Raw genomic sequence first — 14,951 nt, 5'->3', positions numbered from 1 at the left:
GTTTCCTCTTCCTGAACGTCCACTGAGACAATGCGTGCATGAATCGAATTACCGACTCCGCTCTGGCTGCAAAAGTTACCACTGCGGAACGCGCTGCGGAACACATCCGCCCTGGTGACACAGTGGGAATGAGCGGGTTCACGGGCGCCGGACACCCCAAGGCCGTACCCGCAGCACTCGCCGCACGCATCGAATCCGCGCATGCCGCGGGCGACGACTTCCGCATCGGACTGCTCACCGGCGCCTCGACCGGCGAAGAGGTCGACGGGGCGCTGGCCCGCGTGAACGGCATCGCCAAGCGTGCCCCGTTCGTCTCCGACCCGGACCTGCGGAAGCAGATCAACGCGGGCGACGTCGAGTACACGGACATCCACCTGTCCCACCTGGCCCAGCAGGTGTGGTTCGGGTTCCACGGCAACCTCGACGTCGCCGTCATCGAGGTCGCCGCGATCCTGCCGAACGGCCTCCTGGTCCCCGGCAGCTCCGTCGGCAACAACAAGACGTGGCTGGACCTCGCGGACAAGGTCATCCTCGAGGTGAACGAGTGGCACCCGCGCGAATACGAGGGCTTCCACGACATCTACTACGGCACAAAGCTGCCGCCCCACCGCCGGCCGATCGAGATCCTCGACCCCCTCCAGCGGATCGGCGACCCGTACCTGCGGGTCGACCCTGAGAAGGTCGTCGCCGTCGTGAAGACGAACGCCCCGGACCGAGACAACACGTTCGCCGCTCCGGACGCCGCGTCCGAGGCGATGGCCGACCACCTCATCGACTTCGTCCGCCACGAGGTCGCCGCCGGTCGCATCCCGAAGAACCTGCTGCCCCTCCAGTCGGGGGTGGGCAACGTCGCGAACGCAGTGCTCGCCGGGCTCGCGGAGTCCGAATTCGAGCACCTCACCTCCTACACGGAGGTCATCCAGGACAACCTGCTGAAACTGCTGGACAGCGGCAAGCTCGATTCGATCTCCGCCACGTCGTTCTCGCTCGCCCGGGAAGTCGCGGAGCAGTTCAACCGGGACATCGAGGCCTACAAGGGTCGCATCCTCCTGCGCCCCCAGGAGATGTCGAACCACCCGGAGATCGTCCGTCGCCTGGGCGTCATCGCGATCAACGGGATGGTGGAGGCGGACATCTACGGGCACGTGAATTCGACGGAGGTGAACGGGTCGAAGATGATCAACGGGATCGGCGGCTCCGGCGACTTCGCCCGCAACGCGTTCCTCAACTTCTTCGTCTCCCCGTCGATCGCGAAGGGCGGCGCGCTGTCCTCGATCGTGCCGATGGTGCCGCACGTCGACCACACGGAGCACGACGTCCACGTGCTCGTCACCGAACAGGGCATCGCGGACCTGCGCGGCACCGCGCCCAACCAGCGCGCGAAGCGGATCATCGACAAGTGCGCCCACCCGGACTTCCGGGACCGGCTGCACGACTACCACGACCGCGCGTACGCGGAGAGCCCCACCGCCCGGCATGCGCCGCACCTGCTTGACGAGGCGCTCAGCTGGCACCGGCGGGCGGCCGCGGAGGGCCGCATGTGACAGGCCGCCTGCCTTGATCGAACGATCAGACAGTCCTAGGCTCCGACAATGAACGCACCATGCCCGGACGGGGCATACTCGGCACTGGCACACCCGAACAGGCCCAGCCCGGCTGCGCGACCATTCGCTACGGAGGATCAATGACGACCACGGACATCGACACCGCTGATGAGAGCACCCGGCAGGGCTACTTCCCTGTCGGAATGCCCCGGAACCTGGACTACGTCCCGGCAGCGGTTCCCGAGATCCTCCTGTCCGCGGCGAAGCACTACGCGGACCGGATTGCAGTCGTCGACGGCGAGGACACCCTCACGTTCACGGAACTGCTAGACCGCGCGTCGCACCTGGCGCAGCGTCTCGCCGACGACGGCGCCGGGCCGGGCCGTGTGGTCGCGATCCAGCTGCCGAACGTCGTCGACTTCCCCGTCGCGTACTACGGCGCGCTGCTCACCGGCGCTTCCGTCACCCTCGTGAACCCGCTGCAGCCCGCCCCCGCGCTGGTCCGGCAGCTCACGGACGCCCGCGCGCACCTCCTCATCGCCCACCCCGCCCACCTGGCCGCGGCGATCGAGGCGGGCCCCGACCTCGACCTCACCCGCGTCCTCGTGACCGATCCGTCGTGGGCCGGGCCAGCCACCGACGCAGAGCTCGCCACCGCGCAGTCGGTCGTCGCAGACGCCGACCAGCCGCAGTTCGTGTCGTTCACGACGACCACCACCGCCGAGGCCCCGGCCACCACGGAAACACACCCCACCTCTCCCGCACCCGCCTTCGCCCCCGTCCTCAACGACTGGGGCGAGGTCGCCCACTTCCAGTTCACCGGCGGCACGACGGGCCGGTCGAAGGCGGTGCGCGTCCTGCACAGCAATGTGCTGTCCAACGTGACGCAGGTGGCGGCGTGGCGCCTGCATTCCCGCGTGGTGCGCGACGACGAGGGTGAACTCGCGCTCATGCCCATCGATTCGCTGGGCGCACCGCTCCTGCACCCGGGGACGGGGGTCGCGATCCAGGTGCCGCCGCTGTTCCACGCGCAGGGCATCGCGAGCCTCGCGCTCTTCACGCTGGGCGGGATCACCACGGTCCTCACGGGCCGGTTCCGCCCGGAGTCGTTCATCGACCTGTGCGACCGGTGGCAGGCGGAGTACACGTCCGGAAACCCGCCCATGTACCTCGCACTCGCGGCGTTCGCAGCGAAGACGGGCAGGACCGCTTCGAGCATCAGGGCCGCTCTGTCCGGGGCTGCACCGCTGGACGCGACGTCGCTTGCGAAGATCGCCCAGGTCATGCCGAATGCGATCGTCGGCGAGGGCTACGGCCTCACGGAGGGCACGTGCGTCGTGACCGCCTCGGACATCACGGTGGGCGGCACCCGGAAGCCCGGCACGGTCGGCGTCCCGATGCCGGACACTCGGGTGGAGGTGCGCTCCCCCGACGGCCTCGACGTCCTGCCGGCCGGCCAGGAGGGCGAGCTGTGGGTGCACGGCCCCCAGGTGACCGCGGGCTACGCCGACGCCCCGGAGCTCACTGCCGCCCAGTTCGTCGACGGCTGGCTGCGCACCGGCGACGTCGCCTCGCTCGACGACCACGGCTTCGTCCGCATCCACGACCGCGCGAAGGACATGCTCCTCTACAAGGGCTACAACGTGTACCCCCGCGAGCTCGAGGACATCCTGTCCGCCCACCCGAACGTCGCGCAGGCCGCCGTCGTCGGCCGGCCGGACGGGGACGTGGGCGAGGTCCCCATCGCCTTCGTCGTCCCCCGCCCGGACACCAGCGCCCCCGAGGCCGACGCCCAGGCCCTCATGGACTGGTTCGCCCAGCAGGTGCTGCCCTACCAGAAGATCCGTGAGGTCCACTTCGTGGACGCGCTGCCGACCTCGACCGCGGGGAAAGTGCTCAAGACGGAGCTGCGCTCCCGCCTCTGAGGCCTGCGCACGCCGCCGTGCGTTCCACGTTCCGAGATCGGCACCGCCACGGCGTCGCGGGCCGCGGCGCCCGCTCCTAGACTGGACGCATGGATATTCCACGCGCAACAGTTCACGAGATCCCCGACGGCGCCCCGATCCTCGACGTCCGTGGCGACGACGAGTGGGAGGCCGGCCACATCGAGGACGCCCTGCACATCCCGCTCGCGGATCTGCCCGCCCGCTACGGCGAGGTTCCGCTCGACGAGGACGTCTACGTCGTCTGCCGCACCGGCGGCCGGTCCCGCCAGGCCGTCATGTGGCTCAACGACAACGGCTTCGACGCCATCGACGTCACCGGCGGGATGGGCTCCTGGAACCTGGACAACGGCAAGCCGATCGTCGCTGAGGGCGACGCCGAACCGTGGGTGAAGTGACCGCCACGTGACCGCACTCCGTCCGATGGCGGCCGTCCTCGCCGCGTCCGCCCTCGTCCTGCTGTCCGCCTGCGCGCAGGAGGCAGACGCCGAGGCCGGGGTCACCGAACCGGCCGCGTCCACCGCCCCGGCCACGGCCTCGGCGACGGAGGAACCCGAGGACGAGTTCCCGCCGGCGGTGTCCCGGGAACTCGACATCGACTTCGGGTCCGCCCCGTACGACCGGATCGCCGCCTGCCACCACGACGGCCCCGTGACCGTCCAGGACGGCCGGGCGACGTTCTCCCCGTCGGCCCCCTCCGACGAACTCTCCGCACTGGACGCCGAGGTCGAACTCGCGATCACCGGCGCACCCCAGTACCTGGAGATCGGCCCCGACGCCCGCAGCTACGCGTCCGTCCCCTTCTCCTGCAAGGCGGTCGGCGGCGACGCCCCCACCGGCGCGGAGGCCGTCGTGGACTCCGGCGATCTCATCGTCGGCGGCACCCAGGACGACCTGCGGGTCATGGGCATCGTGACGGCCGGGGAACCGACCCCCGGCGACCCGGCATCCGACGGTGCGGCGGCAGCGGAGGCCTCCGGGGCCTCGGCGGTGGACCTCGAGCTGCGCGAACCCGCCGGCATCGGCACCACGCTGCTGCACTCGAGCCTGCGCAACGGCGACGGCTACCGCTACTTCATCCGCGAGGAGCAGGACGGGGACACCGACGAACCCAGCGGCCGCAGCTGGACGACCGTCGCATGGGACGACGAGTCCGGGTCGGTCCGCCAGCTCACCCACACGGACGACTTCATGGAGTCGGTGCCGCAGCCGGACAAGACCCTCGTCGTGGGGGTCGACGGCGACAACGGCATCATCGTGGGCCAGGAGGACCTGGACGACCGCGAAGCGTTCGACGCGATCGCGGAGTTCATGGGCGAACCCGACGAGGAGTCCTCCGAGTTCGCGGAGGGGGGCGACCACCAGGGGTATGCGTCGGAGACGAAGACGTGGGGCTCCTTCTCCGCCACCTACTACTCACCGGCGGACGGCGAACCGGAATGGGTCGGCACATGCCTCGCCTGGAGCGGCGAGCTGAGCGACTTCCCGTCGCCCGTGACGATCGGCGCGCCCCTGCAGCTGGGGTCGTCCCTGGCAGAGCACCCGTACCTCGGATCCACCGAATCGGAGCACGTGGTCGACGGTGAGGCACCCTCCCTCGTCACCGACGGCGACGACCGCTTCACCGTCGACGTGGTCGGCGGCACCCGCACCGACGGGATGATCACGAGCATGCAGTCCGGCATCGGCTGCGCGCGGGACTGATATCCCGGGGGTAAGACCGCGGGGCCACTATGCGAGAACTTCGCCCCTCGGCGGATTCGTTTGTGCATAGTGAGGGCATGCAGAATCGAGCAGGCCAGCCAGCGGAGGATCGCGACCTCGTCGACATCCCGGAGCTCTTGGACGCGTACCACGACCTCGTCCCGGACCCCGCCGTCGCAGAGCAGCGCGTCGCCTTCGGGACGTCCGGACATCGCGGATCGAGTCTGAAGCACTCCTTCAACGAAGCACACATCGCCGCAACGACGCAGGCGATCGTCGACTACCGCAAGACCAGGGGGTACACCGGACCGGTCTTCGTGGGGCGGGACACCCATGCCCTGTCGGAACCCGCGTTCCTCACGACGATGGAGGTCCTCGCCGCCCACAGCGTGCCGGCGATGATCGACGACCGGGACGGCTACACGCCCACCCCCGCGGTGTCGCACGCGATCCTCGCCCACAACCGGGAGCACGCCGGCGCGCAGGGGACGGCGGACGGCATCATCATCACCCCCAGCCACAACCCGCCCGGTGACGGCGGCATCAAGTACAACCCGCCCCACGGCGGACCCGCCGGCACGGACGTCACGAAGTGGATCGAGGACCGCGCCAACGCGCTGCTGGAGGACGGGTGGGAGAAGATCCCGCGGAAGGTCTTCCAGCGCGCCTTCCACCTGGAGAACACGACGAACTTCAACTTCCTCGACACCTACGTGTCCGACCTGGCCTCCGTCATCGACATGGACGCGATCCGCGAGGCCGGGCTGCGGATCGGCGCGGACCCCATGGGCGGCGCCGCCGTCGACTACTGGGTGGCGATCGGGGAGATGTTCGACCTGGACCTCACCGTCGTCAACCCGGAGGTCGACCCCACCTGGTCGTTCATGACGCTCGACTGGGACGAGAAGATCCGCATGGACTGCTCCTCCCCGTATGCGATGGCGTCCCTCATCGCGTCCCGCGAGGACTTCGACATCGGCACCGGCAACGACGCGGACGCGGACCGCCACGGCATCGTCACCCCCGACGCGGGGCTCATGAACCCCAACCACTACCTCGCCGTCGCCATCGACTACCTGCTGAACCACCGGCCCGACTGGCCGCAGCGGGCCCGCATCGGGAAGACGCTCGTGAGCTCCGCGCTCATCGACCGTGTCGTCGACGCCGCCGGCCGCTCCCTCTACGAGGTGCCGGTGGGCTTCAAGTGGTTCGTCGACGGGCTGCTGGAGGGCTCCGTCGCGTTCGGCGGTGAGGAGTCCGCCGGGGCCTCGTTCCTGCGCCGCGACGGCAGCACGTGGTCGACGGACAAGGACGGGATCATCCTCGCGCTGCTCGCCGCGGAGATCCTCGCGGTGACGGGCAAGACGCCGTCCCAGCGCTTCGCGGAGCTCGCCGCGCAGCACGGGACGACCGCCTACACGCGGACCGACGCCCCGGCCACGCGCACGCAGAAGGAGGCGCTCGCGTCGCTGAGCGCGTCGAACGTCACGAGCACCGAACTGGCGGGCGACCCGATCACGGACGTCCGCTCCGAAGCGCCCGGCAACGACGCCGCGATCGGCGGCCTCAAGGTGAGCACGGACAGTGCGTGGTTCGCCGCCCGCCCGTCCGGCACGGAGGACGTCTACAAGATCTACGCGGAATCGTTCCGCGGCGAGGAGCACCTCGCCCAGGTCCAGACGGAGGCCCGCAGCCTCGTCGACTCCGTCATCGGCTGAGCACGACCCACTCCACCCCCCCCGAGGCGCCCTGCCCTCCGCAGGTGGCCGGCACCTCGGCGGGGTGGGTCGCTCCACAGGACTGGTACCCCGGCGAGCCGGGACGCCGTCCCGGGTGGCCGCGATGTCGGGTGACCGGCACCTCGGCGGTCTGGCCTCAGACCTGCCCAGTGCCTCGGCGGGGTGGGGCTCGGACGTGACCAGCGCCTCGGCGGCGGGGACGTCCCCAGTCCGAGGACACCCGTAGGATCGCCCGTATGCTGCGGAAGTATTCGGAGATCTTCGCGCTGCCCGGGGCGCTGAAGTTCTCCCTCGCCGGGCTGGTCGCCCGCATGCCGATCGCGATCCTGGGGATCGGCATCGTCCTGTTCGTCCAGGGCGAGACGGGGTCGTACGAACTCGCGGGCCTCGTCACCAGCGTGTTCATGGTCGTGCAGGCGATGTCGAACCCGCTCATCGCCCGGCTCGTCGACACCCACGGCCAGGCGCGCATCATGGTGCCCGTCGTGTGCATCCACCTCGGCGCGCTCATCGGCCTCCTGCTGGCCGTCACCCTCGGCTGGTGGTTCGGCCTCGTCTTCGCGTTCGCGGGGATCGCCGGGGCCAGCGTCGGCAGCCTCGGATCACTCGTGCGAGCGCGGTGGAACGCGCTGGTGGAGAACTCCCGGCAGCTCGACACCGCTTTCAGCTGGGAGGCCGTCGCCGACGAATTCCTCTTCGTCTCCGGACCCGTCGTCGTCACCGCGCTGGCCACCCTGTGGCTGGCCCCCGCGGGTGTCCTGCTGTCCGGTGTCGCGACCGCGACGGGAGCACTCCTGTTCTACCCGCAGAAGGCGACGGAACCGGCACCCCGCGGGCGGGCGGTCGACCGCTCCGGCCGGGTCCTCACCCACCCCGGCATCCTCGCCGCCGTCGTCTGCCAGATCTTCCTGGGCGTCCTGTTCGGGGCGATCGACGTCATCGCGGTGGGGTTCGGCGACGAGCAGGGGGCGAAGGCCTTCGCCGGCATCGCGCTGAGCGCCCTGGCCGCAGGGTCGCTCATCGCCGGCACCGCCTACGGCGCGTTCGATTGGACGATGTCGGTGCGGTTCCGGTTCCCCCTCATGCTCACGCTGCTGACCGCCGGGTCGTGGCTGCTGCTGCTCGCGAACGACATGGTGCTCTTCGCGGCCCTCCTCTTCGTCGTGGGTGTGGGGATCGCGCCCAGCCTCATCGCGGTGAGCTCCGTCATCCAGACCCTCGCACCGCCGGAACGGCTCACGGAATCGCTCGCGTGGATCTCCACCGCGCTGGGGTTCGGTGTGGCGATCGGGTCTGCCGCGGCAGGCAGCGTCATCGACCGGATGGGAGCCCACCAGGCGATCTGGATCATCGGGATCTGTGCATCCATCGGACTCGCCGTCGCGATCATCGGGCTGCCCAGCATGGACCCTGCTCGCAGCCCCACACCGCGCCGCCCCCGCCGCCAGACGATCGACACGGAGACGCTCCCCGTCATCACGCCGGAGGGCTGAGGCTGGTCACGGGCCGGGGCGGGCGCGAACGCGCGCTGCCGCGGACCTCGCGAAACTCACCTGAGAACCCCTCTCACCTGCGGGAAGACGCGATCCCGCTTGTCCGCTACACTGGGTCCACCGTGGCGGTCACGCTGAAACATGTGTGGCCGTCATGGCGAAACTTCAGGGCAGTCGCCGGCGCCGGCGGCACCGTCCGCCGGACCGTGGCGCGGACGTCGACGCACCGTAGGCGCGGCCGTCCCGCCGGGCCCAGCGGCACCGTCCGCAGAGCAGTGGCCCACCTCCCCCGGGCCGGCGCGACGCTAGGCTGAGAAGATGCACATCCTTCTCGCCTGTGACAAGTTCAAGGGCACTCTCACCTCCGCCGAGGTCGCCGCAGCACTCACGCCTCCCCTCACCGCCGCAGGCCACACGGTCGCGTCCGTGCCGATCGCGGACGGAGGCGACGGCACCGTGGCCGCCGCCCTCGCCGCCGGCTTCCAACAGCGCACCGCCACCGTCACCGGCCCCCTCGGCCAGTCGGTCGAGGCGACATGGGCACAGTCCGGCCGCACCGCCATCGTGGAACTGGCCGAAGCATCCGGGATCGCACTCGTCACCCCGTCGCGCGACGCGGCGCTCAGCGCCGGCACCCACGGGACCGGCGAGCTCATCGCGGCAGCGCTGGATGCCGGGTGCACCCGGATCGTGCTCGCGGTGGGCGGGTCGTCGTCCACGGACGGCGGCGCGGGGATGCTCACCGCGCTGGGCGCTCGGTTCCTCGATGACTCCGGCCGGCCGGTCCCTCCCGGTGGCCTGGGTCTGCTGGATATCGCCCACGTCGACCTCACCGGCCTGGACCCGCGGATCCAGGACGCCGAGGTCGTGCTCGCCAGCGACGTCGACAACCCGCTGCTGGGTCCCCACGGCGCCGCTGCCGTGTACGGACCGCAGAAGGGCGCCTCCGACGCCGAGGTCGAACTCCTCGACCGCGCCCTCGCCCACCTCCGCGACCGGATCGCCGAGGCGCACGGTGACGGTCGCACTCGGGGCGACGGTGTGGCCGGCGGTGGCCGTGCGCAGTTGGGCGACGTGTCGGCCGCTGGTCCGGCTCTGCACGGCAGCGTGTCCACCGGTGGCCGTGCGCAGTTCGGCGATGCGTCCGGCGATGACCCTGCCCTGCACGGCGCGGCGTCCGCGGCCGACGCGGCGCTGACATCCGGCGCGGGTGCCGCCGGCGGCACCGGGTTCGGAGCGCTGGTCGCCCTGGGTGCGCAGATGCGGCCCGGCGCGGACTACATCATGGAGCTCGTGGGGTTCGAGGACGCCCTGGCGTCCGCGGACCTCGTCGTCACGGGCGAGGGGCGGTTCGACCGGCAGACGCTCCACGGGAAGGGCCCCGGTGCCGTCATCGACCGAGCACATCAGACGGGAGTGCCCGTGTGGGTGGTGTGCGGCGCCGCAGAGCTCACAGCGGAGGACGCCACCGGGGTCACCGGCATCATCGAGCTGCGCAGCCTCGCTCCCGCAGAGACCTGCATGACCCGCCCCGCTCCGGTCGTGAAGCAGGCCGGCGAACGCCTCGCGGAACTGCTGCGCGCCTGAACGCAGAAGCTCGTCTCCGGAACCAGGACGCAGACGCCTCCCGAACCAGAACGCAGAGGTGCCCCGCACGATAGATACGTGCGGGGCACCTCTGCTGTGGGGTGGGAACGGAACCTGCCCCAGACCTCGGGCCCGGGTTCAGTCCGGCACCACGGTCACTTCGTGTCGGGCTCCTCCGGGTTGCCGGGCGTTCCGGGCAGGCCCTTCTGCTTGCGGGTGAGGAGCAGGATGACGAGCACGACGACCGCGAGGCCGCCCACGACGAGCAGGATCATCATCGGCGTCGACATACCGCCGGAATCCGCGTCCTCGCTGAGCGCGCCCTGCTCCTGTGCGCCATCCTCCGGCTGGTCGACGGCCGCGCCGCCCAGCTCTGCCGGGCCGTTCTCCTCGCCGTCTGCGGCAGCGTCGTCGCCATCCTCACCGGCGCCCACCGCGTCCGTGAGCGTGAAGTCGAACTCGCCGGAGATCGGGTGGCCGTCGGAGGACACCACGCGCCACTGCACCGTGTAGTCGCCGGGAGTGAGGTCGTCCGGCAGCGCGGAGGAGACCTTGGTGCCCTCGACCGTCACCTCACCTGCGGAGATGTCGTCGCCGCTGTCGTCCACGACCTGGATCTCCGTGCCGACGTCCTGGATCTCCCCGCTGAACGTGAGCTCGAGCCATTCGGGCTGCGTGTCGAGTTCCGCGCCCTCCTCCGGGTTCGAGCCGACGAGCTGATCGTGGGCATGCGCGGCCTGACCGACGGTCAGACCGAACATCATGAGCAGGCCCGCAATGATCGTTGCAAGCGTGCGAGAGCGCAGTGACACGAGACCTCCTGTGGGATGTATGACCGGCCCCGGAGTCGCAGCGAACCACCGGGTACCTCGACAATTATCCGCGATGAGTCTGGGAACTTCATCTTCTGCACGATGGCCTTCTAGTGTGGGGGCATGACAACCGAGCAGAGTGCCGCGCCCGTCGACGCGCCCCAGGTCCCCACGGACGTCCGCCCGCAGGACGACCTCTACTTCCACATCAACGGCGAGTGGATCGCGTCCCACACCATTCCCGACGACCGTTCCGCCGACGGCGTCATCCGCCAGCTCTTCGACACCGCCGAGGAGAAGGTCCGCGACATCATCCTCCACGCCGGTGAGATCGCCGCCTCGGCGACCACGGCCTCGGCAACCGCCGCCGAGGTCCCGGCCACCTCGACGGATTCCGTCACCGCCGCCTCGGACGCGTCCGAAAGTGCCTCCTCCGCAGCTTCCGCGGGCGCCGTCACCGCGGAAGCCGCGGAGGAGGCGCGGAAGATCGCGGACCTCTACGCGTCCTTCATGGACGAGGACCGCGTCGAAGCACTGGGGATCACGCCGCTGGAGGACGACCTCGCTGCACTGGCAGCGGTCACCGACCACGCAGAGCTGGTGCGCGTGCTGGGCCGGCTGGAGCGTGTCGGAGGTTCCGGCGCCCTCGCTGCGTATGTGTCCGCGGACGCGAAGGACCCGGACCGGTACGTGCTGTACGTCCACCAGGGCGGGCTGGGTCTGCCGGACGAGTCGTACTACCGGGAGGACCAGTACGCAGAGGTCCGCGAGCAGTACGTCGCGCACCTCGCACACCTGACCTCGGTCGCGGGACTCGACACCCGCACGGGCAGGGACGCGCAGGACATCGCGAAGTCGGTGTTCGCGTTCGAGACCCGGTTGGCGGAGAAGCACTGGGACGTCGTGGAGAGCCGCGACGCGCAGAAGACCTACAACCGCATGACACCTGACGAAGCCGCGGCACGTGCCGAAGGGTTCGACATCACAGGGTGGCTCACGGAGATCGGTGTGGGCGACGCCCCGCACATCATCGTCGGCGAGCCAAGCTTCCTCGAGGGGCTCGGCACGGTGTGGGAGAGCACGCCGCTGGAGGACCTCACTGCGTGGGCGATGCTCGGTACCGTCCACTCCTTCGCCGCCTACCTGAGCGACGACCTGGTGCAGGCGAACTTCGACTTCTACGGCCGCACCCTGTCCGGCACCCCGCAGGTGCGGGACCGGTGGAAGCGCGGCGTGAGCCTCGTGGAGTCCCTGCTGGGTGAAGCGGTGGGCCGCATCTACGTGGACCAGGAGTTCCCCCGGTCGTCGAAGCAGGCGATCGGCGAACTGGTCGACGCGCTCATCGAGGCGTACGACTCGTCGATCCGCACACTCGACTGGATGGGCGAGGAGACCAAGGAGCGGGCGCTCGAGAAGCTGCGGCTGTTCACTCCGAAGGTCGGCTACCCGGACGTGTGGCGGGAGTACCCGGCGGAGGTCCGCGCCGACGACCTCGTGGGCAACGTCCGTCGTGCGACGGAGGCCGAGCACGACCGCCAGGTGGGCCGCATCGGCAAGGCGATCGACCGCACCGAATGGCTCATGACCCCGCAGACGGTCAACGCCTACTACCACCCGGTGATGAACGAGATCGTGTTCCCCGCCGCGATCCTCCAGCCGCCGTTCTTCGACCCGGACGCGTCGGACGCCCAGAACCTGGGGGCGATCGGCGCGGTGATCGGTCACGAGATCGGCCACGGCTTCGATGACCAGGGGTCGCGCTACGACGGCCACGGGGCGCTCACCGACTGGTGGACGGAGGAGGACCGCGCACGGTTCGAGGAGCAGACCGGATCGCTCATCGCCCAGTTCGACGCACTCGTACCCCATGGGATGAGCGACGAGGACCATGTGAACGGCGCGCTGACGATCGGGGAGAACATCGGCGATCTGGGCGGTCTGTCCATTGCGTGGAAGGCACTCCACCTGCGGGCCGCCGCGCGCGGGGCCGAGGTGACGAACGAGGACGGGCAGGCGTTCTTCGAGGCGTGGGCACGTGCCTGGCAGACGACGATGCGGGATGAAGAGCGTCGTCGTCGCCTCACGATCGATCCCCACTCCCCCGAGGAGTTCCGCTGCAACCAGATCGTCAAGAACATGGACGCCTTCGCCGAGGTCTACGGCACCCAGGAGGGCGACGGCATGTGGATGGCGCCGCAGGACCGCGTGTCCATCTGGTGACGCACCCGGGCCCGCTGACGTGAGGAAGCCGCCTGCTCGACGTTCTGTCGGGCAGGCGGCTTCCTGTGTTCACGTTGGCGTGACTGCGGTCAGTTCCTCACCGGGGTGGGCACCGCTCCTCACCGGGGTGGTTGCGGTCAGTTCCTCACCGGTGGGCACTGCTTCTCACCGGGGTGGACACCGTCCACGTCAGCGCTCCCGGTGGGGCGCCTCGAGATCAGTCGCTCGTCACCACAAGTCTTGTGAACCGGTCGATGAGGTCCGTCCACACGCGGCGTCGGGTGGCGGTCTCGTCGCCGATCTCCGCGGCGAGCGCTTCGATGTCGACGAAGCCCAGCTCCGATTCGGGGCACATCGTCACGCATCCGCGCAGCATCCGGTCGTTCGCGACGTCCGCACTCACGACGACGGGCATCGGCGTCGACCGGAGGAGGCGGTCGCCTTCCCCCGCCCCGTTCGTCTCCTCTGCCGGGGCAGGCTGGGGCCGTCCGCCGCCTGGCGTTCCATCGGTCGTCGCTGCGAGGTGGCGGGCCGCTTCGAACACGACGTGGGCGCCGGAGGTTCCGACCCCGATGATCGGGGTCCCCACCGCCAGAGCGTCGTCGGCGAATTCCCGGACTGCGTTCTCCGACCTCTCGTCCGCGTGCCCTTCCTTGTCCCGCATGCCGAACACGATGAACGCGGACGCGCTGGCGGGCCCGGGGAGGGTCGTCCCGCGGCGCACGCGGTGACGGAAGAGTTCGGTGCCGGACTCCTCCAACCAGCCCAGCACCTCGGGCAGGTCGAACCCGCCGGACATCGCGACGATGCCCACGGGGTGGCTCAGCCCCTTCTCGGAGAGGGTCCGCGTGGGCGACTGCTCGCCCGCCCGCACCGCGACACCGAGGATGTTCTCCTCCACGGGTGCCGGGCAGGTGGCCCACGGCATGAACGCGAACGGGTAGATGACGGTGCGGTTGAAATCGAGGGTGACGACGCCGTCGCCGTCAGGCAGTCCCACGCTCAGCGTCCGCCACATGGGGGTCGAGTCGCCGTTGGTCCGATCCTGGAAATCGACGATGAGTCCCGTCTCCAGGCTGCCGGTGGCGGTCAGTGTGTGGGTGGAGCCGCCCAGTTCGAAAGCGATGGTGCCGAGCGTCACCCGGTCCATCTCCAGGCCCGGCATCGCAGTGGCGATCCGTCGGGTACGCGGCTCCGGGTAGGGGGTGAACACACCGGGGACGACCGCGGACCGCTTGAGGGGGAACGCGGGGATGTCGACGAAGTTCGCGAGCAGCGCGGACTTCGAATCGCGGATGCGGACTCCGACCCGGCCGTCCCGGTTGATGACTTCGTACGCGGTGTGGTCCGCGACCAGCCACGGAAGCGCGTCGTTCTTCGCGAGCCGGATCCAGGGGGAACCGTCTGCGGCCGCCCCCAGGGCGGTGGTGGTCGAGGAGCCCGCCGCCGAGGCGTCTGCCGGATCCTGCGCCGCTTCCGCTTCCAGCGCGGCCCGTGTGGGTCCCGCGCTGCGTCCGGGATCGATCCGGAAGCAGACAGTGTCGCCGTCGAGGTCGAACCGTCCGGGGGCGCCGTCCCACGTGTTCTCGCCCTGCTGCAACCAGTGGAGACCGGTGACGCTCAGGAAGCCGAACGGGGTGGCAAGAGCGGCGAGGCGGTCATCGTGCCACGCCTGCCATTCTGAGGTGAACTGTTCCAAGGGTTCCTCGGATCGTCGGGTGGTGAAGCTCGGACGCCGACGGTCCGCCGGCGACATCGCCAGACGCCGCAGCCGGCGGCATCGCCTGCCATCCTAGGACACTTCGTTGGTCATCCGCTTAGGATGCGATGACCGGCGGCTTAGGACGATTCGCTCGCACGAACTCAGTGCGATTCGGTCTCGGATCGAAGGACCCGGCGGTGGTGGCCC

General features: G+C 70.0%; 10 protein-coding genes. 8 read left to right on the top strand and 2 right to left on the bottom strand.

What is annotated here, in order from left to right:
- The first annotated feature begins 38 nt into the window (after positions 1–38).
- The 7 genes from JFC09_RS03690 to JFC09_RS03660 all read left to right on the top strand — a co-directional run bounded on the left by JFC09_RS03690 (position 39) and on the right by JFC09_RS03660 (position 10,010).
- A complete protein-coding gene (locus JFC09_RS03690; RefSeq protein WP_198392595.1) occupies positions 39–1,544 on the top strand; it encodes an acetyl-CoA hydrolase/transferase family protein in 1,506 nt (501 codons plus the stop codon).
- 140 nt (positions 1,545–1,684) lie between these two features.
- Positions 1,685–3,469, top strand: coding sequence for a class I adenylate-forming enzyme family protein (locus tag JFC09_RS03685; RefSeq protein ID WP_198392594.1), 1,785 nt, complete (start codon positions 1,685–1,687; stop codon positions 3,467–3,469).
- Positions 3,470–3,558: 89 nt separating this feature from the next.
- Entirely contained in the window at positions 3,559–3,885 is a 327-nt protein-coding gene (locus JFC09_RS03680; RefSeq protein ID WP_198392593.1) for a rhodanese-like domain-containing protein, read from the top strand.
- Between the two features lie 7 nt (positions 3,886–3,892).
- A complete protein-coding gene (locus JFC09_RS03675; RefSeq protein ID WP_198392592.1) occupies positions 3,893–5,191 on the top strand; it encodes a hypothetical protein in 1,299 nt (432 codons plus the stop codon).
- 77 nt (positions 5,192–5,268) lie between these two features.
- Entirely contained in the window at positions 5,269–6,909 is a 1,641-nt protein-coding gene (pgm, locus tag JFC09_RS03670) for a phosphoglucomutase (alpha-D-glucose-1,6-bisphosphate-dependent) (RefSeq protein ID WP_198392591.1), read from the top strand.
- A gap of 257 nt (positions 6,910–7,166) precedes the next feature.
- A complete protein-coding gene (locus JFC09_RS03665; protein WP_198392590.1) occupies positions 7,167–8,423 on the top strand; it encodes an MFS transporter in 1,257 nt (418 codons plus the stop codon).
- 318 nt (positions 8,424–8,741) lie between these two features.
- Positions 8,742–10,010 carry a glycerate kinase gene (locus JFC09_RS03660; protein WP_198392589.1) on the top strand — a complete coding sequence of 423 codons (1,269 nt, stop codon included), beginning with the start codon at positions 8,742–8,744 and terminating at the stop codon, positions 10,008–10,010.
- Positions 10,011–10,165: 155 nt separating this feature from the next.
- Here JFC09_RS03660 and JFC09_RS03655 read toward each other — a convergent pair whose 3' ends face one another.
- On the bottom strand, positions 10,166–10,822 hold the full coding sequence (locus JFC09_RS03655) for a copper resistance CopC family protein (RefSeq protein WP_198392588.1): 657 nt from the start codon (positions 10,820–10,822) through the stop codon (positions 10,166–10,168).
- 123 nt (positions 10,823–10,945) lie between these two features.
- Here JFC09_RS03655 and JFC09_RS03650 point away from each other — a divergent pair, with 123 nt between their 5' ends.
- Positions 10,946–13,042, top strand: a complete 2,097-nt coding sequence (locus JFC09_RS03650; RefSeq protein WP_198392587.1) for a M13 family metallopeptidase — start codon at positions 10,946–10,948, stop codon at positions 13,040–13,042.
- Between the two features lie 217 nt (positions 13,043–13,259).
- Here JFC09_RS03650 and JFC09_RS03645 read toward each other — a convergent pair whose 3' ends face one another.
- On the bottom strand, positions 13,260–14,741 hold the full coding sequence (locus tag JFC09_RS03645) for a DUF1684 domain-containing protein (protein WP_198392586.1): 1,482 nt from the start codon (positions 14,739–14,741) through the stop codon (positions 13,260–13,262).
- Between the last annotated feature and the right edge of the window lie 210 nt (positions 14,742–14,951).

Source organism: Brevibacterium yomogidense, assembly GCF_016107685.1.
GTDB lineage: Bacteria > Actinomycetota > Actinomycetes > Actinomycetales > Brevibacteriaceae > Brevibacterium > Brevibacterium yomogidense.
Note: the sequence above shows the minus strand (reverse complement) of the source record. Positions and strands in the feature narration are given on the sequence as shown.